At 63.8% G+C, this 23,500-nt stretch carries 22 protein-coding genes; 17 read left to right on the forward strand and 5 right to left on the reverse strand.

Annotation, left to right across the window (positions count from 1 at the left end; translation table 11 throughout):
* Window positions 1-75: 75 nt before the first annotated feature.
* Window positions 76-1,797, reverse strand: coding sequence for an ATP-binding domain-containing protein (locus P0D68_RS25330; RefSeq protein WP_408301351.1), 1,722 nt, complete (start codon window positions 1,795-1,797; stop codon window positions 76-78).
* Between the two features lie 215 nt (window positions 1,798-2,012).
* On the opposite strand from P0D68_RS25330, the gene P0D68_RS25335 reads away from it, so the two are divergent.
* Together P0D68_RS25335 and P0D68_RS25340 are read left to right on the forward strand one after the other, a co-directional pair.
* On the forward strand, window positions 2,013-2,639 hold the full coding sequence (locus P0D68_RS25335) for a glutathione S-transferase family protein (protein ID WP_091801983.1): 627 nt from the start codon (window positions 2,013-2,015) through the stop codon (window positions 2,637-2,639).
* Window positions 2,640-2,791: 152 nt separating this feature from the next.
* Window positions 2,792-3,367, forward strand: coding sequence for a Fur family transcriptional regulator (locus P0D68_RS25340; RefSeq protein ID WP_408301353.1), 576 nt, complete (start codon window positions 2,792-2,794; stop codon window positions 3,365-3,367).
* Window positions 3,368-3,529: 162 nt separating this feature from the next.
* Here P0D68_RS25340 and P0D68_RS25345 read toward each other — a convergent pair whose 3' ends face one another.
* Window positions 3,530-4,042: a response regulator gene (locus tag P0D68_RS25345; protein WP_091801989.1), complete on the reverse strand. Its 513-nt coding sequence runs from the start codon at window positions 4,040-4,042 to the stop codon at window positions 3,530-3,532.
* A 525-nt stretch (window positions 4,043-4,567) separates the two neighbouring features.
* Between P0D68_RS25345 and P0D68_RS25350 the strand changes: the two genes are divergently transcribed.
* Window positions 4,568-5,287, forward strand: a complete 720-nt coding sequence (locus tag P0D68_RS25350; protein ID WP_408301355.1) for a ribonuclease activity regulator RraA — start codon at window positions 4,568-4,570, stop codon at window positions 5,285-5,287.
* Between the two features lie 176 nt (window positions 5,288-5,463).
* Here the strand turns inward: P0D68_RS25350 and P0D68_RS25355 are convergent, their stop codons facing one another.
* Window positions 5,464-6,252, reverse strand: a complete 789-nt coding sequence (locus P0D68_RS25355; RefSeq protein ID WP_408301357.1) for a TetR/AcrR family transcriptional regulator — start codon at window positions 6,250-6,252, stop codon at window positions 5,464-5,466.
* Window positions 6,253-6,327: 75 nt separating this feature from the next.
* Here P0D68_RS25355 and P0D68_RS25360 point away from each other — a divergent pair, with 75 nt between their 5' ends.
* The 3 genes from P0D68_RS25360 to P0D68_RS25370 all read left to right on the forward strand — a co-directional run bounded on the left by P0D68_RS25360 (window position 6,328) and on the right by P0D68_RS25370 (window position 10,804).
* Window positions 6,328-7,863 (forward strand): MDR family MFS transporter, encoded by a 1,536-nt coding sequence (locus P0D68_RS25360; RefSeq protein WP_408184937.1) that lies wholly within the window; start codon window positions 6,328-6,330, stop codon window positions 7,861-7,863.
* 395 nt (window positions 7,864-8,258) lie between these two features.
* The gene (locus tag P0D68_RS25365) at window positions 8,259-9,527 is read left to right on the forward strand and encodes a hypothetical protein (RefSeq protein WP_408301360.1); all 1,269 of its coding nucleotides are present in this window, start codon (window positions 8,259-8,261) and stop codon (window positions 9,525-9,527) included.
* Between the two features lie 203 nt (window positions 9,528-9,730).
* The gene (locus tag P0D68_RS25370; protein ID WP_408301362.1) at window positions 9,731-10,804 is read left to right on the forward strand and encodes a TAXI family TRAP transporter solute-binding subunit; all 1,074 of its coding nucleotides are present in this window, start codon (window positions 9,731-9,733) and stop codon (window positions 10,802-10,804) included.
* 49 nt (window positions 10,805-10,853) lie between these two features.
* Here the strand turns inward: P0D68_RS25370 and P0D68_RS25375 are convergent, their stop codons facing one another.
* On the reverse strand, window positions 10,854-11,381 hold the full coding sequence (locus tag P0D68_RS25375) for a hypothetical protein (RefSeq protein WP_408301364.1): 528 nt from the start codon (window positions 11,379-11,381) through the stop codon (window positions 10,854-10,856).
* A 250-nt stretch (window positions 11,382-11,631) separates the two neighbouring features.
* Between P0D68_RS25375 and P0D68_RS25380 the strand changes: the two genes are divergently transcribed.
* From P0D68_RS25380 to P0D68_RS25425, 10 genes are all read left to right on the forward strand, one after another.
* Window positions 11,632-12,519 carry a DMT family transporter gene (locus P0D68_RS25380; RefSeq protein WP_408184935.1) on the forward strand — a complete coding sequence of 296 codons (888 nt, stop codon included), beginning with the start codon at window positions 11,632-11,634 and terminating at the stop codon, window positions 12,517-12,519.
* Between the two features lie 124 nt (window positions 12,520-12,643).
* The gene (gene sapR / locus P0D68_RS25385) at window positions 12,644-13,540 is read left to right on the forward strand and encodes a sap1 transcriptional regulator SapR (RefSeq protein WP_091802010.1); all 897 of its coding nucleotides are present in this window, start codon (window positions 12,644-12,646) and stop codon (window positions 13,538-13,540) included.
* A gap of 152 nt (window positions 13,541-13,692) precedes the next feature.
* The gene (locus P0D68_RS25390) at window positions 13,693-13,974 is read left to right on the forward strand and encodes a hypothetical protein (RefSeq protein ID WP_408301366.1); all 282 of its coding nucleotides are present in this window, start codon (window positions 13,693-13,695) and stop codon (window positions 13,972-13,974) included.
* Window positions 13,975-14,170: 196 nt separating this feature from the next.
* Window positions 14,171-14,764 carry a GNAT family N-acetyltransferase gene (locus P0D68_RS25395; protein ID WP_408301368.1) on the forward strand — a complete coding sequence of 198 codons (594 nt, stop codon included), beginning with the start codon at window positions 14,171-14,173 and terminating at the stop codon, window positions 14,762-14,764.
* 200 nt (window positions 14,765-14,964) lie between these two features.
* Complete coding sequence (locus P0D68_RS25400) at window positions 14,965-15,822, forward strand: MerR family transcriptional regulator (protein ID WP_091802019.1); 858 nt, start codon at window positions 14,965-14,967, stop codon at window positions 15,820-15,822.
* 274 nt (window positions 15,823-16,096) lie between these two features.
* Entirely contained in the window at window positions 16,097-17,092 is a 996-nt protein-coding gene (locus P0D68_RS25405) for a sulfonate ABC transporter substrate-binding protein (protein WP_408301370.1), read from the forward strand.
* A gap of 123 nt (window positions 17,093-17,215) precedes the next feature.
* Complete coding sequence (locus tag P0D68_RS25410; RefSeq protein WP_408301372.1) at window positions 17,216-18,814, forward strand: flavin-containing monooxygenase; 1,599 nt, start codon at window positions 17,216-17,218, stop codon at window positions 18,812-18,814.
* Window positions 18,815-18,932: 118 nt separating this feature from the next.
* Entirely contained in the window at window positions 18,933-19,841 is a 909-nt protein-coding gene (locus P0D68_RS25415; protein WP_408301374.1) for an SDR family NAD(P)-dependent oxidoreductase, read from the forward strand.
* 68 nt (window positions 19,842-19,909) lie between these two features.
* Window positions 19,910-20,791 (forward strand): metal-dependent hydrolase, encoded by an 882-nt coding sequence (locus P0D68_RS25420; protein ID WP_091802032.1) that lies wholly within the window; start codon window positions 19,910-19,912, stop codon window positions 20,789-20,791.
* Window positions 20,788-21,732 (forward strand): alpha/beta fold hydrolase, encoded by a 945-nt coding sequence (locus P0D68_RS25425; protein WP_408301376.1) that lies wholly within the window; start codon window positions 20,788-20,790, stop codon window positions 21,730-21,732. The genes P0D68_RS25420 and P0D68_RS25425 overlap by 4 nt, the downstream gene beginning before the upstream one ends.
* Here P0D68_RS25425 and P0D68_RS25430 read toward each other — a convergent pair.
* A complete protein-coding gene (locus tag P0D68_RS25430; protein ID WP_091802038.1) occupies window positions 21,707-22,261 on the reverse strand; it encodes a putative glycolipid-binding domain-containing protein in 555 nt (184 codons plus the stop codon). The two genes, P0D68_RS25425 and P0D68_RS25430, sit on opposite strands and share 26 nt — an antisense overlap.
* A gap of 238 nt (window positions 22,262-22,499) precedes the next feature.
* Here P0D68_RS25430 and P0D68_RS25435 point away from each other — a divergent pair, with 238 nt between their 5' ends.
* Complete coding sequence (locus P0D68_RS25435) at window positions 22,500-23,444, forward strand: urea transporter (protein WP_408301378.1); 945 nt, start codon at window positions 22,500-22,502, stop codon at window positions 23,442-23,444.
* Window positions 23,445-23,500 lie beyond the last annotated feature (56 nt).

Genomic DNA, 23,500 nt, shown 5'->3' on the forward strand with positions numbered 1-23,500 from the left:
CCTGATAGGTCCAGATGACCTCGATCGCCCAAGTGGTCCCAACGGCCTGACCAACCGGGATGGACCTGCGCGCTGCTAACCTTCGCGCGCCTCTTTCGCTTCCTTCGTCTCCTTGCCGTCGCGCAAATGCAGATGCCGCGCGGCCCGTTGCGACGCGACGACGATCAGCTTCATCGTCGCGCGGGTGGCGCCGACGAACAGCTTGCGCGCGATACGCTCGTCGAAGGTCTCGAAGTCGACCTCGGTGAAAATCACGCACGGCGCCGCCTGCCCCTTGAAGCGGTAGATCGATTCGAACAGCACGTCCCCTTCGCGGTACTCCGGGTTGCCGAACAGATCGTACTTACCCGTGAAACTACGCAGCCGATGCGGCCCGAGATGATCCAGCGCGGTCATCGCCGAGCCTTCGCGGCCGCGAAACGACAGCACCACGATGTCCTGCTTGCGAAAGCCGAGCGAGAGCGCCTGCGTGATCGCGCGCTTGGTGGCTTCGATGCTGCTTTCGGCCGCATTGGCTTCGTCGTAAATGGAAAGCGAGATATCGGAGCCGTCGAATGGACTGCCCGACGCGAGCGCCGCCGCGACCGGCACCGACGCGCCGACCACGTTGCGCACATAGTCGAGAATGTCACGCGGGCTGCGATAGTTGGTGGTCTCTTTCAGCGTGGTCCAACCGGGCAGCGCGACCGGTTCACGCATGTACAGATTCTGCAGCGGATCTTCGAGCCACCACCACGCGGCGCCTGGGCGCAACAGGCGCTCGAGCGCGGCGACCCACGGCTGCTGGAAGTCCTGGCCTTCGTCGACGATCAGAACATCGAATTGCCAGCGCGGACCGATCGGCGTTTCGGCGAAAACCGTTTCCAGCTGATCGAACGCTGCAAGCGAAGTCCCGTTGGGGGACACGCCGCCCGCCTGGAAATCCGGTTCGCGGCCGGCATCACGCGCGATCCAGTCGCATAGCTGGTGATAGTTCGCCACTTTCGCCTCGGGCGGCGCGACCCGCGCGATGTGATCCGCCAGCGGCCGGTTGAAGCACACATAGAGCGGCTGCTGGCCGCGCGCCACCGTGTCTTTCATGACCTGCACCGCGAGTTGCGTCTTGCCGGAGCCGGCCGTGCCGATCACGCGCAAGCGGAACGGCGAGAATTCGAGCCGCCTCGCCCACGTGGCGAGGCCGCCCGCCAGACGCGTGACGAGCGTGCCCGCCTGCCCGAGCAGCGCGCTCGCGTCCGGCGTGAGCGCCAGTTCGTCGGCGAAAAAGTGGTGGATTTTTGGCGCGATGGCGAGGCGCGGCTCATCGGCCGGCAACGCTTCGCGGATAACCGCTGCGAGCCGGTCCTTACGCGTGGCGTCGACGATCCGGGCGGGATTCACGCCGGCAATCGCCGTGTCCTTGACGATGTGATCCGGGCAATACAACAGTTCCTCGATGAAATACGTACCCGCGCCGAAGGCCGCGGTAAAGCGCCGGTGCAAACTTTCGACGGTGTGCGCGAGCGCGATCGCCACATTGCGCTCGGTCTGCAAGTGGACCTTGACGAGCCCTTTCGGCGTTTCGCGCAGGAAGCCGGTTTTCTGTTCGACGATCATCACGCGCCCGGCCGGGCTGACGATCACGAAGTCGGCTTCGCCGAACACCGAGAAGTTCTGGTTCAGCCGCGTCCAGTGCACGCCGTGATAGACGGTGTAACCATCGGGAAGTGCTTCTTCCAGCAACGCCAGTGTTTCGCGCTCGCGGGCCGCGGCGCCGGTGGCGGCGAGGCTCTTCCAGTCGTCGGGAATGATACGGGCCATGCGTGCCTCGTCGAATTCGGGTGGGCTCATTGTACGCAACGCATGCGGATTGCCGAATGCCTGTCGCAGCGTCGCTTTCAGGCGTACCGCCCCGTTCGTCCGGCACGGGCGGTTGCCGCCCGGCGGCGCGCACTATCACGCGCATCGTGTATCGTTACTGGCTGAACGCCGCGCGACGGGCGCGGCTTGCCAACTGTCAAGAAAGGATTTACCGGATGATTACGATCTGGGGACGCGCCAATTCGGTCAACGTCCAGAAAGTTTTGTGGTGCTGCGATGAGTTGGTGCTGCCGTATGACCGAATCGACGCCGGCCTGCAATTCGGCCGCAACGACGAACCCGCCTATCTCGCGATGAACCCGACGGGCAAGATTCCGACGCTGGTCGACGACGACTTCGTGCTGTGGGAATCGAATTCGATTTTGCGGTATCTGGTGCTGCAATACGGCGAAGCCAGCCTGCTGTATCCCGCTGACCCGAAGTCGCGCGCCGGCATTGACCGCTGGCTGGACTGGTCGTTGTCCACGCTGCAACCCGCCGAGCGTCCGGTGTTCTGGGCGCTCGTGCGCACACCCGCCGCCGAGCGCGACAATACCAAACTCGCCAGCGACTTCAACGCCGTCGCCATTCTGTGGCGCATGCTGGACACGCATCTGCAAGGGCGATTCTTTCTCGAAGGCGAGAAGTTCACGCTGGCCGACATCGTGATCGGCGCGTACGCGAAACGCTGGTTCGGCGTGGACGGCGTCGAGCGTCCGCCGCTGCCGAATCTGCAGCGCTGGTATTCGCGTATTGCGACGCGCACGGGGTTCAAGAAGTATGTCGACTTTCCGCTGACTTGAGCCGTCGCGTTTGACCAATCTAGCCGCGTGTGGCCAAGGCTCCGGTCGCACGCCCTGCTTCTGACGCTGTTGCGCGTGTCCGGCCCGCCGCGCACTCGCGCTGCGCGCAGCGAGCCGGCACAGCGAGGCACGATGGCCTTTATAATCGACGCATGAAGACCGCCAAGCCCGCCGCGACCATCCACAAAACCGCCCCGACCAACTCCGCTCACACCCATGAGCCGGGGCACACGCACGGTGATTCGCAGGAAGCCGCCTTGACACTCGCGGAAGAATATTGCCGCGAACGCGGCGAAAAACTCACGCCGATCCGCCGTAAAGTGCTCGAATTGCTGTTGAATTCCGGGCGCGCGACCAAAGCGTATTCGCTGCTCGACGAGATGCGCCAGATCCATCCCGGTTCGGCGCCGCCCACCGTTTATCGGGCGCTGGATTTTCTGCTCTCGGCGGGGCTCGTGCATCGCATCGAATCGATCAATGCGTTCACCGTTTGCCACGACCTGACGCAATGTCAGCATGGCATTCTGGTGGTTTGCCAGCAATGCGGCAACGTCACCGAACTGCATCAGCCCAAGCTGCGCCAGGCGCTGGTCACGCAAATCGAAGACGCGGGCTACCGGCTCGCGAGCGATGAAATCGAATTAAAGGGATTGTGCTCCGCCTGTCAGGCAGCGGAGGCAGCGGCGTCGAACCCTGATCCGGCCGCGCCCGTCGCCGCCGTCAAATAGCGGCAGCGACGCCGGCCGGTTCGCGAAGCGCGCAGAGGCGGCTCGCCGCTCAGGCGCCGGGCGTCCGAAACTGCAAGCGGCACTCGGCGGCTCCGAAGGAACGCGACTGCCGCGCGCCACAGATATTGGCAGACCATCTGCTGCGAGGCCGTCCTGCTGCATTCAGCCTGCAGCGCGAGCGTCGATCGCGTCGTGCAGCAACGTCACGAGGTCTTCCGGCAAAGCCGGTTTGGTCATGAAGTGCTGAAAACCTTCGCCGATGCTTCGTAACCGGTAAGCGTCGTCGGTATGGCCGGTGAGCGCGACGGCCACCGAAGGCACGTGATCCCCGCGAATCTCGTGGTCGCGCAAGCGCTGGATCAGATAGAAGCCATCCATGGCGGGCAGTTCGAGGTCGCATACCACGGCGTCGGGCAACAACCGCAGCGCCGCCTCCACGCCCTCTTCCGCATCCGCCACGGCGACGACATGCGCGCCTTCTGCTTCGAGTAGCAAGGTCAGCGATTCCCGGCTATCCGGGTCGTCTTCTACGAGCACGATCGTGGCCTGATCGAGTCTCAATGCTGCATTCATTTTCTGTTGTTGCTCTAAAAAACCGGTTAGGCCGTCAGACGTGGCCAACGTGTCACTCTGCTGATTGCCGCCGATCTGCGCGGCTGCGATAGTGCTGTTCATGGTCCGACTCGATTTCATGCGCCGAGTTGCAAACAAGCCCGCGATTGTAAAACATGGCCTGAGCGCCAACGCGTGCGCCAGTAACGCGCCAAAACTGCACGCCAATGAAAAACCGGCGCTCGGCGCCACAGTCATGGCCGACCGATGCCGACTCCCGATTCGCCACGGCGGCTCGTGCAAACCCCATTCGGCACGGCCTATCCCGCCCAGCGTCTCTTTTCACATTCCTGTTCGTTGCGATGCCGGCGGTGGTGCTTGATGCCGCCTGCATTAACGTCCACCCCATCGGTAGCACGTAGCGTGCCTCGCCGGCTTTGGTGCGGAGAGGTTGGATTGTGCGGCGGGTGGCGGGTGGCGGGTGATGGCTGACGGGTGGCGGGTGGCGCGTGGCGGGACACGCGTGGCGCTATCATCGTGTGCGCGGGGCCGTATCGGGACGTTTCAGCGGCCCGTCGCGCCGCAGGCCGTACGGCGCGCATGCCCTCTTGCTATTCACCACTCTCAACCCGGAGGCCGTCCTACACCATGCCCGATCTCGACTCCGCCACGCTCGAAGCACTTCGTCACGTCAGTAGCGCGACACTCACCACCCAGCTGTTCAAACGCGGCTTGCGCAACACGTTCATGCAAGGCGTCGCGCCGCTTGCCGCGCACAGCGGCGCGAATCTGGTCGGGCCGGCGTTTACGTTGCGCAACATTCCGTCGCGTGAAGACATCGACGTGCTCGAACTGTTTGCCGATCCCGAGTACGCCCAACGCAAGTGCGTCGAAACGATTCCGGCCGGCCACGTGCTCGTGCAGGATTGCCGCGGCGAGCGCGGCAGTGCGTCGTTCGGTTCAATCCTGACGCAACGTTTGCAGGTTCGCGGCGTGGCGGGCATGGTGTCCGACGGCCCCGTGCGAGACAGCCCGACGATCACCGCTTTAGGGTTTCCAGTGTTCTGCGCGGGCGCCAGCGCGCCGCCCAACCTGATCCGCCATCATGCGGTGGATATCAATGTGCCGATCGGCTGCGGAGGCGTCGCCGTGTTTCCCGGCGACGTGATCGTAGGCGACGCGGATGGCGTCGTGGTGATTCCGCTAAAAATGGCCAACGAGATCGCCCAAGCCGCCGCCGAACAGGAGCAACTCGAAGCGTTTCTCACCGAGCGGATTCGCGACGGCGCGGCCTTGCCGGGCACCTACCCGCCAAACGATGCGACGAAGGCCGCTTACGAAGCGTGGAAGCAGAAACGGAAAGCGTGAGACCGGAATAGCGTGGAAAGGCGGTGTAGCGTGTGGGCCGGTCATGAGAATTCGCAGCATGTACGCGCGGCACAGTGAGCGGCGAGCGAGAAGCTTAAAGCGAGAAACGGGAAACGAGGAGCGAGGCGCAAGGAGAGGCGCAAGGAGCGGACATGCGCAAGCGGCAGCCCGCCGCGTCAACCTCCCTTCTTAGGACCCATTCCCTGCACCAGCAACGCCACGGCATGCCGGGCAATTTCCTCGCCGCCGATGTTGCGACGCATGGGATCGTTACGCCACAGTTTCGACGCAGCCAGCGGCAAAATCGTCAGCCCTAGCAGCGTGACGAAGACGAGCGCGGGTTCCAGCCCCGCGTTGAGCCGTCCCTCTTTCTGCCAGCGCGCGATGGCCGACAGCGACGCCTTCTGATGCGCGTCGCCAAAGCGTTCATGCATGCGCTGGCGCAGCAAGCCGCCGTCGCTAATGACTTCGCGCACCCACAGTGATGGAAACCACGGGTTGTCGACGGCCACCCGCACCATCCGCTGCGCGAGTTGCGTGATTGCCGCCACTGGATCGTCGGGATTTTCCTGGAACGGCACGCCCAGCCCGGCGCGCAACGGCGCGAAACGCTCGTCGATCAACACGTCGAGCAACTGATCGCGCGTCTTGAAGTAGTAATGCATCATCGCCGGCGTGAAGCCGGCCTCGCGAGCAATCTCCCCAAGCGTGGTGTCGACAATGCCCTGTCGCGCAAACAACTCGAGCGCCGCGTCGAGCAGACGGTTGCGCTGCTCGACGCCACGCGCCGCGCCGGACGGCCGGCCCGGCCGCCGGGCGGGCACGGTGGCCTCGTGGCTTGCCGACGCGCCGTCCTCCGCTTCAACGGGCCGCCCGCGCGCCGCCCGCGGCCGGCGAACCTTCACGGTAGGCGTGTCACTCGGGGCGTTTTTCACCGCTGGATCGTCGGACGGAATTCTTGCCATTGCACTCGATTTGACTGGTAACGCGATGTCGCATATATTAATCTCTAAATTAATTAATTTCAACGACCCAATGCCATGGATCAATCGACCACGACTCAACCCGCCGCGCTGACGCAGCCTCACGCGCAGGACGGCACGCAGGCTGGCGATCACCCGCCGATCCGCCTGCTGTTTCCGGCGCTACTACTGGTGATGTTGCTCGCCGCGCTCGATCAGACGATCGTTTCGACCGCGCTGCCGACCATCGTCGGCGAACTGGGCGGGCTCAACAACCTGTCATGGGTAGTGACCGCATACCTGCTCAGCTCGACGATCGTCGTGCCGCTGTACGGCAAGTTTGGCGATCTGTTCGGCCGCAAGATCGTGCTCCAGACCGCGATCATCGTCTTCCTGGTGGGCTCCGCGTTGTGCGGCGTCGCGCAGGACATGACACAGCTTATCGTGCTGCGCGCGCTGCAAGGTCTCGGCGGCGGTGGCTTATTGGTGGTCACGATGGCCGCCATAGCGGATGTGATTCCGCCGGCTGAGCGCGGCCGCTATCAAGGCGTGTTCGGCGGCGTGTTCGGTCTCGCGACCGTGGTCGGCCCGCTGCTCGGTGGCTTTCTCGTCGAGCACCTGACGTGGCGCTGGATCTTCTACATCAACCTGCCGCTCGGCATCATCTCGCTCGTCGTGATCGGCGCGGTCTTCAAGCCGCACGTGCGCCACGTGAAGCACACGATCGACTACATGGGTGCCGCATTTCTCGCCGGCGCCCTCACCTGCATCATCCTGTTCACGAGCCAGGGCGGCACGATCCTGCCGTGGTCGTCGCCGCAACTGTGGTTCACGCTGGGCATGGGCCTCGTGGCGATCTGGGGTTTCATTCACGAGGAACGCAGCGCCGTCGAGCCGATCATGCCGCTCGAACTCTTCAAACAGCGCACGTTTCTGCTGAGCAGCCTGATTGGCTTCATCATCGGCGTGTCGCTGTTCGGCTCGGTGACGTTCCTGCCGTTGTATTTGCAGGTGGTCAAAGGCTCGACGCCGTCGCAAGCTGGCATGCAGATGCTGCCGATGATGGGCGGCCTGTTCCTGATGTCGATGGTGACCGGCCGCGTGATCAGCAAGATCGGCAAATACCGCATGTTCCCGATTGCCGGCACGTTCCTCGTGGCGATCGCGATGTTGCTGCTCGCGCGCCTGCAGATCAATACGCCGATTCATGTGATGTATATCGACATGGGCATTCTCGGCTGTGGTCTCGGCATGGTGATGCAGGTGCTGATTCTCGCCGTGCAGAACACCGTCGAGTTCAAGCACATGGGCGTGGCCACTTCGGGCGCAACGTTGTTCCGCTCGATCGGCGGCTCGATCGGCGTGGCCGGTTTCGGCGCCGTGTTCTCGAACGGCCTCGCCGCGCGTCTGGAAAAGCTGATTCCGGCGGACACCGAATTGCCGCATGCGCTCGGGCCCGCCGCGATTCATCAGTTGCCGCAAGCATTGCGCGACGACTACCTGCAGGCGTTCGCCGGCGCGCTGCACACGGTGTACCTCTCGGCTGCGTGCGTGGTGGTATTGGCGTTCGCGCTCGCGTGGCTGCTGAAGGATCATCCGCTGCGTAAGCACTGATTATCGTGCCGCTTGCGTCGAGCGCTTGATGCAAGCGCTTAACGACGGTGAAAACAGCGACAAAGACGAGGTCGAACGCCATGCGCGCCGACCTCGTTCTGTTTTTTGCGCGAATCAAATGGTGTGAAAAAATCTCCGCAGCCGTTCGTCCTGCCGGCATGGAGTGCAATTCGTCGTACCTGTGAATGTTCGCTAGCGCACATAGGATAGGTAGCAACGTCGATTGACGTTCTGATCGAAACGCCACATATTGCGAGCAGCGGCACCGTAAGCTCGGGCTTGCCGCTCAGGACTCTCCGGCGCATGTGGATCGTGATTTCCGCGGACATTGCTCCCGCTTCAACATGATCCGGAACATGCCGTAATGGCATTGTTTTACAAAGGTGGGTCACAGCATGTCCACCCAGACACTGATCGGACACAGTTTTCCGACGCCCTGCAAACGGTGTGGCGGGGCACTGTACAGGCAAGTCGACTATTGTCCCTATTGCGGTGCGGTGCATCCGCTCGACGCGGGTCCGCACAAGCGCACCGTGATTCCCGGCAGTCGCGCGAGCGCCACTACGAAAGCTGCGCAAAAGAACAGCCTCGATCCATCAACACCGGACGAAACCGGCTTCGCGACGCGTGCGATGGTCGCCAGCGAACCCGTTACTGGCGAGGCCGCGCTACCCGCCTCGGCGCTCGTGTCGCCGGACGCGCCGGTACCGCATCTTTCCCAAGCGGTCAAAGCGGCAAGCCAAGGGACGATTTCGATTCGCAGAGCGCTCTATGCCATTGGGGCGGTTGTCGTGATTGGCCTGGGGTATGTCGGATATGCGCTATTCAGCGATCGCGATCTGTCGAGCGGAACCGCAGGCCAGTCCGCCGATAACGAAACTAATCAGGATGCCAGAACGACGACTGGCACGATCGCGCCGTACACGCCGGCTCAGTCCGCCAACCAGGCTGCCGCTGCGGGCAAACCCGCCGTGTCGGTCAACCCCGCGAGGCCGGCTCAGGTGATACCGGCGACGCCCGTCACGCCGCCTGTTGTTGCGGCGGCGCCCGTCAAACCCGCGCCGCCCCGGTTCAGCGATGCCGCACAGGCCTTGCAATCAGCGCGCCTCGCGTTGCGCGGCAACGATCTCTCTTCAGCACAAGCCGCGCTCGGCGCCGCTCAGGCGCTGCAACCAGGCAATTCCGACGCTCAAGACCTGGCGGGAGAATTGAAGCCCCTGCTCGCACGCCGCGACGCCGCGTTGCAGGCGGCGCAAACTTGCGCCGCGCAGCAGTCGTGGCCTTGCGCCCGTCAGCACGCCAACGAGGCGCTCGTGCTCGACACCGGCAATGAAACGGCGAAGTCCATTCTGGCCCGCGTGATTCGCGAGACCGGTTGGGCACCGCTCACCCCGCACGCCGCAGCGGGCACCGCGCCGCAAGTCAAACCGACTGCACAAGCGCAAGCCGCACCACCGTCTCAACAGGTGGCTCAACTGCAAACCCCGCTTCCCCAAGGTATGCCGGCGAATAATCAGGCCGCAGTGGGTAGTCCCCGCCCCGCGACCACGGCGCCCGACAACAACAGTGTCGAAGCGCGCGAACGCGCGATCAAAGACTCCGGCTGGAACCGCGCGAACGCGAATGCCGCCAAGCCTGGCGCGGGCACCGCACTCAAGCAGTGAACAATATTCTGGATACCAAAACACATAGTCGATGTGAGCGGCATCCGAATGCATAAGGGCGCGCAAAAGCGCCCGTGGTTTGAGAGGTAACAGACGGACGTGGCTTTCTCAGCACATAGAACATGACATGGCAAACCGGCTCACTGGTGCTTCGCGTGCCGACGCGCGAAGCTGTACGAACCTGACCGATAGGTAGATAGACCATGCTAAAGAGACTTCTGGCGGGATGGTTGGGGCTGGCGCTGATGGTCGTATTTTCGCTGGCCTGCGCGGAGCCAGCGCATTACAAGATCGTCACCGGTCCGGAACGGGGCACGTATATCCAGATTGGCCAGGATCTGTCGAAATGGGTTGCGCAGCCGGCGGGCATCGATCTGGAAGTGATGGCGTCGAAAGGCTCGGCTGAAAACGTGCAACGCATGCGCTTCGAGCCGGGGGTCAAGCTCGCGCTGGTGCAATCCGATGTGTATCAGGCGTATATCGACATGGCCAACGCCGGCAACGCCGACGCGGGTACGGCAATCCGGCCGCTGCGGCTCATCATGCCGCTCTATGACGAAGAGATTAACGTCGTGGTGCGCGCGGATTCGGCCTTGAAGACGTTCGCCGACATCAAGGACAAAAGCATCAGTGTCGGACTGATCGGCAGCGGCACCGCGCAATCGGCCACCACGCTCTACCACCTGATGTTCGGTCAGGCGATTCCCGAGCAGAACATCCAGCATCTGAGCAACGAGGATGCGCTCGCCGCGCTGATCGTGAAGAAAGTGGACGTCGCGATTATCGTGGTCGGTCAGCCGGCGAAACTGTTCAACGACATGAATCCCGACCTGCTGCAGCAGATCCGCCTCCTGAAGGTCGACCAGGCCGCACCCGAAACCGCCCGCGCCAAGCAGACCTATTTCCCCGCGACGATCCGCGCAACCAGCTATCCGAACTGGCTCAAGGAAGATGTTCCCACGCTGACCGTCAAGGCTTTTCTCGTCACCTACGATTACGGTCTGCGCGATACCGTCGGCAATCTGAATCACTTTGCCGACTCGCTATGCGCCAACTTCGACAATCTCCAGGAGCATGGCCACCCGAAGTGGAAGCAGGTGAAGCTGGAGTTGCCGACGCTCGTGCGTGGATGGAAATACTACTCGCCAGTCGAGAAGCATCTGCGCGCATGTCTCGCGAATAAGAGCGCCGCGATCAATGCCACCGCGGCCCAGGCCGCGCCGAAACCGCGTCCCACGTGTTCGGATCAGGAACGGCTGCTTCTGCTATGCAAGTAAGATTGGCAGCGTGACAAACGCGCCTCTCGCGCGACCGGGAGCGACTGGACTAGCGGGCAGCCTGGCCGGTCGCCTTCGGCGGAATGGGACCGAAGAACATTGCCATGAACGTGTCACGGCCGATCACGCGAACCAGCTCGGCAACGACGCAGTAGATCGCGATCAGCGTCACCAGCAGAATCTGGATGGCCCAGAAATGCGGCCAGTTGAGATCGGCGAGCAACCTGCCGTTGGCGGCGGCGAGGCTCGGCGCCTCCTTCCAGTATTCGTAAAGATGCTCCAGGTAATGCACGATCAAAGCCACCAAGGTATAGATCACCGTTTTCCAGCCGATATTCCAGATCAGCGGTTTCTCGGGAAACCGGTTGATGAACGGCAGCATGTTGGCGATCAGCACCGATTTGCCGAGAATCAGCGCGGCGATGGTCACGGAAACCGATGTCGGCAACGTCACGTCATAGCCTCGGGTAATCAGCGCGCGCATGATCGCGACAATGTGGAGAATCACGAAGAAATAGATGGTCGGCGGAAGCATCTCCATGAACTCGTGCTTGATCGTGGTGGTCAGCTTGCTCATGCTCGTCTCCTGAAGTGATCGGCGCAATCCCGTGAACTCCAAGTTCATGATAGACACGATAAGACCTTTATGACGCAGCCGGAACATTGCCGCCGAAGGTAATCCGTATCAGCGGGTGGCAAGTCGCGTAGCCGCTGTACCGCTCCATTCCTCGATACAGTTTGGGCGATTTGTACCGATCCGTACCTTACTGTCCATGGTCGGATAGCCGATGCTATGCGTTCTCTCTCCTCACGCATGGACTCTCCGGATGGACAAGACAACCAACGGCTGGCTGAGCGGCTTCATAGGCGTGTTGATTTTCAGCGGCTCGCTGCCGGCCACGCGCATCGCCGTCGAAGGCCTGGACCCGCTGTTCCTGACGGTCGCGCGCGCAACGATCGCCGGCACGCTCGGCCTGTTGCTATTACTCGTGTTTCGCCAGGCGCGCCCCGCGCGCCGCGACCTGATCCCGCTCGTGGTAGTCGCACTCGGCGTGGTGATCGGCTTTCCGCTCCTGACGGCGTTGGCGCTGCGGCACGTGAGCTCGGCGCATGCCGTGGTGTTCGTCGGCCTCCTGCCGCTCGCCACGGCGATCTTCGGCGTGCTGCGCGGCGGCGAGCGTCCGCAACCGGCATTCTGGCTGTTCTCGGCACTCGGTAGCGGCGCCGTGGTGGCCTTCGCCCTGCGTCACGGGCTCGACGCATCGCCCGTTGGCGACGCGCTGATGCTGGCCGCCATCGTCGCCTGCGGGCTGGGGTATGCCGAAGGGGCGCGTCTGTCGCGCCATCTCGGCGGCTGGCAAGTGATTTCGTGGGCGCTCGTGCTGTCGCTGCCGCTCATGCTTCCGCTCGCCTTGTGGGCACGGCCCGCATCGTTCGACGGAGTCAGTCACGCGGCGCTCTGGGCCCTCGCCTATGTGTCGCTCTTCAGCATGCTGATCGGCTTCGTGTTCTGGTATCGCGGCCTCGCGCTCGGCGGCATTGCGGGCGTCGGACAACTGCAACTGCTGCAGCCGTTCTTCGGCCTGATGCTTGCGGGACTGCTCCTGCACGAACAGGTGCCGCCCGCGATGATTCTCGTCACCGTCGTGGTCGTGGCCTGCGTGGCGGGCGCACGGCGCTTCTCACGGGCGGCGCCGGCGCGGCCGGTTGCCTGATCGGCGCATCGTCCGCGGTACGCATTCGCGTTAGCCGTTTTCCAGACGCGCGCGGCGCGAGCAGCCGGTTGAATATGTCATCATCCCGATGATCGATTAACCACTGCCCCGCCACGCGACTACGATGCCGACCGCATTTGCTCAAACCGTCGAAGCCCGCTTTGCCGAACTCACCCCCACCTCCAAACGCGTCGCCAGCTATATGCTGGCCAACCTCGACCGGCTCGGTCTCGAAACCGCCGACCAGATCGCCCAGCAAGCCGGTACGAGCGGCATTTCGGTCGGCCGGTTCCTGCGCAGCATCGGGTACCAGAATCTCGACGACCTGAAGCGCGAACTGCGCGGGGCTCAGGAGCGCCCCTGGCTGATCACAGACCGCCTCGACGCGTTCCGCCGCACCGCGGGCCATCACGACGACACCCCGCTGGAAGCCGCTTCGTCCGTCGCGCCCAACCCCGCGCTCGCCCACTCGCTCGAACTCGAGATCGGTGCGATCCAGCATGTCTATCAGCTCGCCCAATCGCCGGTGTTCGCGCGCGTGGCCGAGCGTATCGCCAACGCCGATGCGGTCTACATTCTCGGCATTCAGTCCACGCGCGGCATCAGCAACGCGTTCTACAGCTACCTGGAATACATCCGCCCGCGCGTGTTCTATTCCGACGGCATGTCGGGTTCATACGTCGATTCGCTGAACTCGGGGTTCGAAGCGCCGTATCTGATCGTCACCGACACCCGCGCCTATTCGAAGGTCGCGCGCCGCTATTGCGAAGCCGCCACACGTCGCGGCCTGCCGTTCGCGCTCATCACCGACATTTATTGTCCGTGGGCGCGCGAATTCGACGGCGATCTGCTACAGGTCAAAACGGACGTCGGCCAGTTCTGGGATTCGCTCGCGCCGCTTACCTGCCTGTTCAATCTGCTGATCTCGGCGATCGTCGACAGGCTCGGGCCGGACCTCGACGAGCGCGTGGCGCGCAACCGTGAACTGCAAAGCGAATTCGATCAGTTCGACGACCTTTGACGCATTCCGCTCGCTTCGCCTTGCGACCGACCATCGACTCAACGCGCGCGTCACCGCTCGACAATGAGGCAAGCGGGCTGCTTGCGCCTGATGTGATCGATCGACTGTCAGGAAAACAGGTATCCTCACCGGCTCGTTCAGAAGGAGGACCCATGAAGCTTTCAATTTGCCTGGCTGCCGCCGCGCTGACATGCTCTGTTGGCGCATACGCCCAGACTTCGCAAACCTTCCGTTTCGGCGAAGGCCAAAGCGGGCTGCCTTCAGGCAATACGCACCCCGCGCCCGCGCCTCGTGCGCAGGCTCAAGCGCCGGCGGCTGCGGCGCCTGACGAACAGCACGCGCCGCCGCCGAAAGCCAGCCCGAAACATAAGGTGAAGCATTCCCGGCACCATCGCGGGCATGTGACACAGCCCGAGACGTACTCGCATAACTGAGTAGCACAAGCCTGGCCGTGCGCATGGCGCGGCCGAACTGAGCGGCGCAATCCCGGCCGTGCGCGCGGCGCGGCCGATCAGTCCGTGCACGGATACCGGCTATACGTCCCGGCGATTTTTGACTCGCTTCAAATTCGCGCGCGCGGCGGGCATAGTAAAACGTATCCGCAGACTTATCGCCACGACAGGAACACGTATGAGCACCACCCGCCCCGCGCCCTCTGTTGCGGCCTCAGCGAGCGAAGCCGCCCCGCTGATCCGCGACGCCACTGAAGCCGACCTTCCCGCCATCCAGGCCATCTATGCACACCACGTCCTGACCGGCGTCGCCTCGTTCGAGGAAATCCCGCCTTCCGTCGACGACCTGCGCATGCGGCTCGCATCGGTACGCAGCCATGGGCTGCCGTACATGGTCGCGCAGATCGACGGCGAGGTCGCAGGCTATTGCTACGCGACGCCGTACCGGCCGCGCGCCGCGTATCGCAACACCATCGAAGATTCGATTTACGTGAACGACGCCTATCGCGGCCGGGGGCTGGGGCGCGTATTGCTCCAGGCGCTGATCGAGCGTTGCGAAACCGGACCGTGGCGCCAGATGGTCGCCGTGATCGCGGATGGCGGCAGCGGCGGTTCGCTATCGCTGCATACGCAATTGGGTTTCGAATTGACCGGCACGTTGAAGTCGGTGGGTTTCAAACACGGTCGCTGGCTCGACACCACGTTGATGCAACGCACGCTTGGCAAAGGCGATTCGACCTCGCCGGACGACGTTGCGCCGGCAGGCGTTTGAAGCGCGACGCCCGTCACGTCTGAAACCTCGGCAATGCGTCGCGCAATCCGTCGTTCATGCGCGGACAGAAATGCACCCACGGTGAGTCGTGCAAAAGTAGCACCGGCAACATAAGCGCATCCCCGCGAAAGTTCCGATCACCGGCGTGCATGCGGCGGGCGCGCTGGCGGCCGCGCGCGCCAGCGCGTTAAAATCCCGCCATGCCCAACACGCCGCCTCCTGTCCCGCCGCTGTACGCCGATTCCGGCGACCCGGCCAGCGCCTCGCCGCGCAACGAATACACCGTCGACGAACTCGCGCGCGTCACCGACACCACCGTGCGCAACGTGCGCGCGTATCAGGACCGGGGACTGCTTGCACCGCCGGAGAAGCGCGGCCGCGTCGGCGTCTACGACGACACGCACGTGTCGCGTTTGAAGCTGATCAACCATCTGCTCGCACGCGGCTACACGCTAGCCAACATCCAGGACCTGATCATGGCCGTCGACGAGGGCCACGATCTTCGCTCCATCCTCGGTCTGGAAACGGCGATCGGCGGCCGCTGGTCGCGCGAGCGGCCGAAAAAGTACTCGCTGATCGAACTGCTGCAAATGTTCGGCGACAAAGCCTCGCCGAGCGCGCTCGGCAAAGCGGTCGAGCTCGGCCTGCTGGAGCGCAACGGCCTTTCCTTCGTGTCGGGCAGCCCGACAGCATTGGCCGCCGGCGCCACCATGGCGAAGGAAGGCATTCCGCTTGCCGACCTGCTCGACGCCGTGGGCATCGCAAGGCCGCATTTCAACGCGGTTGCCAAAGCGCTGGTCGATCTGGTGGTTCGCCAACTGGACCGCTACGAGGCCGGCGCCCTGCCGCCGCCCGCCGACGTGCCCGCTCTGGTCGAGGCTATCTGGCGCGTGCGGCCGCTCGCCATGGTGCTGGTCGAAAGCGAAATGAACCGCGCGCTCGAAGAAGCCTCCGGCGACTACCTGGGCGACCGCGTCGCGGGCATCATGGAAAAGAAACTGGGCCATCCCGCCGAAGGCACAGCGGCCGCAGTGAAGAAAGACAAATCAAAAAAGTAAGCCTGCGCGCAGTCGCGGCCGCGTTAGTGTTTGTACACGCCCACTGACCCGGCGAGCGGGACGCGTGAACGGCGCCCCCCTCCGGCGCACGTCATATTCAAATCTGCATTGCTTCGTTTGATCGGCGGGACGTCCATGCGACGATCCCCGAACGTCGCCGCAACACGTTTTCAGCCATCTCCGCAAGCCCTCGCCATGGCTAGCGCAGACGTGCGCAGATCACGCTGAAAACAAACCGCGGCCACACCAATCGAACGCAATGGAGATTCGCAGGATGGCCTGTCACACCGGTTTTTCGCTTCAATTCGCCGCGGCCCTGCTCGCGGCATTCACGACTTTCAGCGCCACCGCGCAGACCAGCGGCAACGCCGGCGAGCCGGCCAGGGTATTGCGCATCGGCTATCAGAAATCGGGCTTGCTCGCGGTGCTCAAGGCCCAGGGCTCCCTCGATGAAAAGCTCAAGCCGCTGGGCTATAGCATCAAATGGTTCGAATTTCCGGCAGGACCGCAATTGCTCGAAGCGTTGAACGCGAACAGCATCGACTTCGGCTACACGGGCGCGCCGCCGCCGGTGTTCGCGCAGGCGAGCGGCGTGCGCTTCGTGTACGTGGGTGCGGAACCGTCGGGACGTCACGCCGAAGCCATTCTGGTCAAAAACGACTCGCCGCTGCATGACGTGGCCGATCTGAAGGGCAAGCGCGTCGCGCTGCAGAAGGGATCGAGTTCGAACTATCTGCTACTGGAAGCGCTCAAGAAAGCGGGACTGCGCTACGAGGACATTCGTCCGGTGTACCTGCCCCCCGCCGACGCCCGCGCCGCCTTCGAAAGCGGCAGCGTGGATGCATGGGTGATCTGGGACCCTTACTACGCGTCCGCGCAGCAGGCGCTCAAGGCACGCACGCTGGCCGACTACAGCGAACTGAACGCGCCGTACAACTTCTATGAAGCGACGCGCGACTTCGCGCAACAGCATGCCGATGTGATCGGCGCGATTCTCGGCCAGTTGCGCACCGCCGGGTTATGGGTCAACGCCCACCCGGTGGAAACCGCCGCGCTGATCGCGCCGAAGGTCGGTCTCGATCAGAAACTGGTCGAGACGTGGGTGCGCCGCTATCCTTATGGCACTACGCCCGTCACGGACGAAATCGTGCGCTCGCAGCAGAGCGTCGCCGACGCGTTCTACGGCGCCAATCTGATCCCGCAGAAAATTACCGTGAAAGACAGCGTCTGGCAGAACCGGGACGTCGCGGCGGCCCTGGCCGCGAAGTGAACATCGCGTGCCTTCGGTACTAGAGGGGCGCGTCTAACCGCCTTCTTGCGTCATCCGTTACCAGCCTCTATTGTTACATCGACCAATGTAACAGTTAAGAGAGTAAAAAAGGAGACGGAACGGATGAACGCACGCATGCTGCCTCACGACACCGCGGCGCCGGACGCGTCCGCGCCTATCGAGACCGACATCGCCATTATCGGGTCCGGGTTTGCCGGCCTCGGCATGGCGATCCGGCTGCGCCAGGCCGGTATCAGCGATTTCATCGTCGCCGAGAAAGCCGACTCGGTTGGTGGCACCTGGCGTGACAACCACTACCCCGGTTGCGCCTGCGACGTCCAATCCCACGTCTATTCGTTCTCCTTCGCCCCGAATCCGCGCTGGACTCGTATGTTCGCGCGCCAACCGGAAATCCGCGCTTATCTGGAGGAATGCACGCAGCGCTTCGGCGTGCAGCGGCATCTGCGCTTCGGCCACGAACTCGCAACGGCGACCTACGACGAGACGCGCCACCGCTGGCAATTGACCTTCGCGAACGGCCAGCAATGGTCGGCGCGCGTGCTGATCTCGGGCATGGGCGGCCTCTCGCGCGCGGCCATGCCGAACATTCCCGGCATCGAAAACTTCAAGGGCAAAGCGTTTCATTCACAGCAGTGGGACCACGGCTATTCGCTCGAAGGCAAGCGCGTCGCCGTGATCGGCACCGGCGCGAGCGCGATCCAGTTCGTCCCGCAGATCGCGCCGCGCGTCGCGCATCTCGATCTGTTCCAGCGCACGCCGCCGTGGATCATGCCGAAGGCCGACCGCCGCGTGAAGCCGCTGGAACAATGGCTATTCAAACACCTGCCGTTCACGCAGAAGATCATGCGCTCGGCGCTCTACTGCATGCTCGAATCGCGTGCGTTTGGCTTCGCGGTTCATCCTTCGCTGATGAAGACGGCGCAAAAAGTCGCCGAGCGGCATCTGCGCCGCCAGGTGCGCGATCCGCAATTACGCGCGACGCTCACGCCCAACTACACGATGGGCTGCAAGCGCATTCTGATCTCGAACGACTACTTCCCCGCCCTGTCGCGCCAGAATGTTTCGGTGACGACCACCGGCATCGCCCGTATCGAGGAGGACGCGGTCGTCACCACCGACGGTAAGCGTCACCGCGCCGACTGCCTGATCTTCGGCACCGGTTTTCAGGTGGCCGATCCGTTTCCGCGCGGCGTGGTGCGCGGGCGCGGCGGCGTCGATATCGTCGACACATGGCGCGACGGCGCGCATGCATATCTCGGTACGACATTGCCTGGTTATCCGAACTTCTTCATGATCGTCGGACCGAATACCGGTCTCGGTCATAACTCGATGGTGTTCATGATCGAGTCGCAGGTCGAATACATTCTGCGCGCACTGAAGACGATGGCCGCGGAACGCGCCGACGCGATCGAAGTGCGTCCGCAGGTAGAGCGTGCCTACAACGAACAGATCCAGCAGAAACTCGGCCGCGCAATCTGGTCCACGGGCGGCTGCAAGAGCTGGTATCTCGATCCGAAAACCGGCAAGAACACCACGCTGTGGCCGGGATTCGCGTACAAATTCCGCCAGGCCACCAGCACGTTCAGCATGGACGACTACCTCGCGTATTCGCCCGCGCCGCAACCGGCAGGCGCGCCGATGATGTCGCCGCCGCCCGCCCACGCTCACGGCGGCGCGACGGCGTCGGTGGAGGCGACCTGAGAGGACATAACGATAACGACAGGTGCTGTTCAGAGAGGACAACAACAATTTCGCATGGGACCGGAGTGAAAGGTTGAAGCACTAGCTCTGGTTGAACGCTGTGCATGGAGATAAGCCAATGAAAAACTTTACTGACAGAGTGGCCGCGATCACCGGCGCAGGCTCGGGCATGGGCCGCTCGCTCGCGATCCAGCTCGCGCGCGAAGGCTGCCACCTCGCGCTAGCCGACCGTAATGCCGCAAGCCTCGCCGAAACCGCGCAGCTTGCTCAGGCCGCGGCGCCACACATCGTCGGCGCGCCGCTGCGCATCACCACCCGGGTGCTCGATGTCGCGGACCGCGCCGCGATGTTCGCCTGGGCCGCCGAAACCGCTGCGCAGCATCAGCGCGTCAACCTCGTGTTCAACAACGCAGGCGTCGCGCTGTCGAGCACCATCGAAGGCATGGACTACGCCGATCTGGAGTGGATCGTCGGCATCAACTTCTGGGGCGTGGTGCACGGCACGAAGGCGTTTCTGCCATACATCAAGGCGTCCGGTGCGGGGCATATCGTCAATACGTCTAGCGTGTTCGGACTGTTCTCCCAGCCGGGCATGAGCGGCTATAACGCGACCAAATTCGCGGTGCGCGGCTTTACGGAAGCACTGCGCCAGGAACTCGACCTGATGAAGTGCGGCGTGTCGGCCACCTGCGTGCATCCGGGCGGCATCCGCACGGCCATCGCGCAATCGAGCCGTATCTCGTCGAACATGGTCGGCTTCATGCTGGAAACCGAACAGCAGGGCAAGGACGACTTCGAGAAGTTCTTCATCACCACCGCCGACGAAGCCGCGCGCGTGATTCTCGACGGCGTGCGCAAGAACAAACGGCGCGTGCTGATCGGACGCGACGCGCGGGCCGCCGACTGGCTGGCGCGCACGTTGCCGGCGGCCTATCAGGCACTGGTGGTGATGCAAACGCGGCGGATGAAACGCATCGCGGAGAAACGCGCGCGGCGCGCCGCGCAGGTGGACGGCAAGCGCGCATAAAGCTGCGCAATGCACGTCACTCGCTCAGAACATTCAGCAACACATAGAGACTCACAAGGAGAAAGGCCATGATGCCGGTTCGCCGCGACCTCCGTTTCAACTTGCCGCAGGAACGTGCCTGCGATTGGCACGTGCAGGGCTCGCATGTGACACACTTCTTCAATGCGCTTTCGCTGCTGTTTCCGGCCGGCGAGCGTTTCTTCATGGACAGCGTGCGCAACTACCGCGACCAGATCGACGACCCGGTGCTGAAGAAGCAGGTGCTCGGCTTCATCGGCCAGGAAGCCATGCACACGCGCGAGCATGTGGAGTACAACGATCTGTTGCAGGAAGCCGGCTTGCCCGCGCATAAGCTCGACAAACGGCTATGGGCGATTCTCAACTTCGGCCGCAAGGTTCTGCCGCATTCGTACCAGCTCGCGGTCACCGTCTGCCTCGAGCATTACACGGCCATGCTGGCGGGCCTGCTGCTGCAGGACGCGACGCGCATCGGCGGGTCTGTGGAGGGCTATACGCAGATGTGGACCTGGCATGCACTCGAAGAAACCGAGCATAAATCCGTTTCGTACGACGTGTGGAACACCGTGCTCAAGCCCGGACTCGGCCGTTATCTCCTGCGCACCGGCACCATGCTCGCCACCACCGTGACGTTCTGGCTGATCGTATTCGACTACCATGTGCGGCTCATCATCGCCGACCGCAAGCGCGGTGGCCATCTGCGCGGCATGTGGCGCGTCGTGAAATATCTGTACGGCCCGCGCCACGGTGTGTTTCCTCGCATCGCCGGTGAGTGGCTGAGCTTTTTCCGGCCCGGCTTTCATCCGTGGGATCACGACAACCGCGCGCAACTGGCGCGTATCGACGGACTGGTTGCCGCGGTCGATGCCACCAATGCGGCCACGCCGAGCGCCCGCAAAGCCACGCGGCGCGGCGTGCAGGCGGCCGCGTGATACGCGACACGCTCTCGGTCGAGGCCGGCGGCGTGCGGCTCGCGGTTTATGTGAGCGGACCGCGCGAGGCGCCGCCCATCGTGCTGGTACACGGCTACCCCGATTCGGCGGCGGTGTGGGAACCGGTGCGCGTGCAACTGGATGCGCGCTATCGCGTGATCGCTTACGACGTGCGCGGCGCGGGCGCCTCCGAGGCGCCGGCCACGCGGCACGCTTACCGGCTCGAACGCCTCGCCGCCGATCTTGCCGCCGTCGCCGACGCCACGTGCGGCACGCGGCCGTTTCACCTCGTCGGGCACGACTGGGGCTCGATTCAATGCTGGGAAGCCGTGACCGATCCCGCGTTCAAAGGCCGCATTGCTTCGTACACGTCGATCTCAGGGCCGTGTCTCGATCATGCTTCCTTCGACTTGCGCGGCGGCGGTGACACTCAACCCGCGCAGCAGACAAAGAAGCGCCCGTTCGGCAGCAGTGTCCGGCAGACGCTCAAGTCCTGGTACATTTTCTTTTTCCATTTGCCGTGGCTGCCCGAGCTGGTATGGCGCGCGGGCGGCGCACGTCTGTGGCCGCTATGGCTGCGGGTGACGGAACGCGTGCGCCCGGCGCCCGATCCCGCGCAGATGCGCAACGCGATCAACGGCTTGAATCTCTACCGCGCCAATTTCATCGACAAGCTGCTGCACCCGCGCGCGCGTCATGCGCACGCGCCGGTGCAATTCCTCGTGCCGCTGCGTGACCGTTATGTCGGGCCGGCGCTCTCTCTTGGACTGGAGGGCTGGCTCGGCGCATATGAACGCATCGAGATCGATGCGGGCCACTGGGTCGTGCTGCGCGAACCCGAACGGATCGCGGCAAGCATCGAGCGTTTTGTGGAACGGCACCGCACGGACCACGGCGGCTCGACCGCATCAACGCTCAACGCTCGCGCGGCAGGCGTGTGAACAGCGTCGGATAGTCGATCACGAGGCCGTCTTCGTCCACCTTCATGTCGGCCGTAAAGTCGCGGAAGATGCCCTCGTAGCGATACTCGCCGTGCAATGCGATGCACGTATAGGCTTGCTCCACGCGCGTCACCTGCAAATCCGGCGTAGAGATATACGCTACCGAAATGGGCCGGCGCTCGCCCTCCGCCAGTTGCAAACGGCGAATCGGCAGCGTGTTGGTGAACGGCGTGGCGGCGATATCGATGTCGATGCAACCTTCGATCGCACTCAGTGCAAGCCCGTGGCCATCGCGCCAGTGGCCCTCGCCATCGCCATGCAATTCCAGTTCGCCGCCGCCGACGATCTTCAGCCACGCAAAGCGCGTGCGCCATTGCGCGTCACAACGCACCTTGTAGTGCAGCCCATACGGCTTCCCATAGCGCTGCCCGACCAGGGCGCTTTCTACCGCGAAGCCGTCCTCATGCGCATCGAACGCCAGATGTTCGATGCCGTCGCCCTCTTCCGATGCCCACCGTACTTCACGCATCTGACTGTCTCCTCGTGAAACGGCGCAGGCTGCACGCCGGGCTACTATCGTAGCGCGAAAGCTTTCGGCTCACCGACACGCCGTGGCGTGGCCGGTGTCGCAAATAGCCACTATCAAGCATGGCGATGCACGGCGCGCCGTAGCTGGCCTATCCTCGCCATTCCCAGTTCTCCTGCCGGCGCGCTTGCCGTGCGCGCCCGGGATTTGCGCCTCATCGACATCACGCCGCCTTCACATCATGCACGCCGCCGCGACCGAAGCTCAATCCGCCGCCTTGCGCACGCTGTTGCGCAGTGTCGGCCAGATCGTGCTGCAACCGAACGCCTTCACCGGCGCGTGCCTGCTCGGCGCGTGGCTGCTCGACGACCCGCGCCTCGCTTGCGCCGCGCTCATGGGTGCGGTTGCGGCCAATGTGAGCGCAGTCCTGGCCGGATATCGCGAGGACGATACGCGTGCCGGCTTGCACGGCTTCAACGGCGCGCTGGCGGGTCTCGCCGCCTTCAGCTTCATCGCCGACAATGCCACCGCCGCCGCGGTGGCGATTCTCGCCGCCACCGCCACGGCATGGCTTCTGGAGCCATGGTCGCGCATGCTGCGCGCGCGCGGGCTCGGCTTTTTTTCAAGCCCGTGTCTGATCATCAGCTGGCTTTGGCTGCCGTTTGTCGCGGCGAACGCGCAACCGGCAAGCGTGGCCGCGATGTCTGCATCGCGCGCGCTGCAGTGGAGCGGCGGCCTGCTCGCCGGTTTCGCGCAAACCGCCTTCGCATCGGACGCACTGCCTGGCTTGCTGGTGTTGATCGGGATCGCGGCTTCGTCACGCAAGCATGCGTTGCGGGCGTTGATCGGCGCGGGGTTCGCGAGCGTCGCGCATCTGATGCTTGGCGCGACGGCAAGCTCGTTCGATGCAGGCCTGTTAGGATTCAACGGCGCACTGACCGCGCTCGCGCTTGCCGACTGCGGTGTCGTTACGATGCTCGGCGGTGTGGCCCTGTCGGTCGTGCTGCAAGCGGCGGCCGCCCACATCGGCTGGCCGGTTATGACAGCGCCTTTCGTCCTCGCGACGTGGAGCGTGCAATGGCTCAGGCAGCGCGCGGCGCATGGCGTCGCGGCCGCCGAACCGGCGCAGCGGATCGACGCCGTGCGCAGCGCGGCGACTCCGGGTCCGGCCAGCCGCGTGAGTTAGGCCGTCGGGCAGCGCCGCGCATGCGCCGCGGCGCTGAAAAAATTTCAGGAGACAGT

Origin of the sequence: Paraburkholderia sp. RL17-380-BIE-A (assembly GCF_046028085.1) — a bacterium.
Taxonomy (GTDB): Bacteria; Pseudomonadota; Gammaproteobacteria; order Burkholderiales; family Burkholderiaceae; genus Paraburkholderia.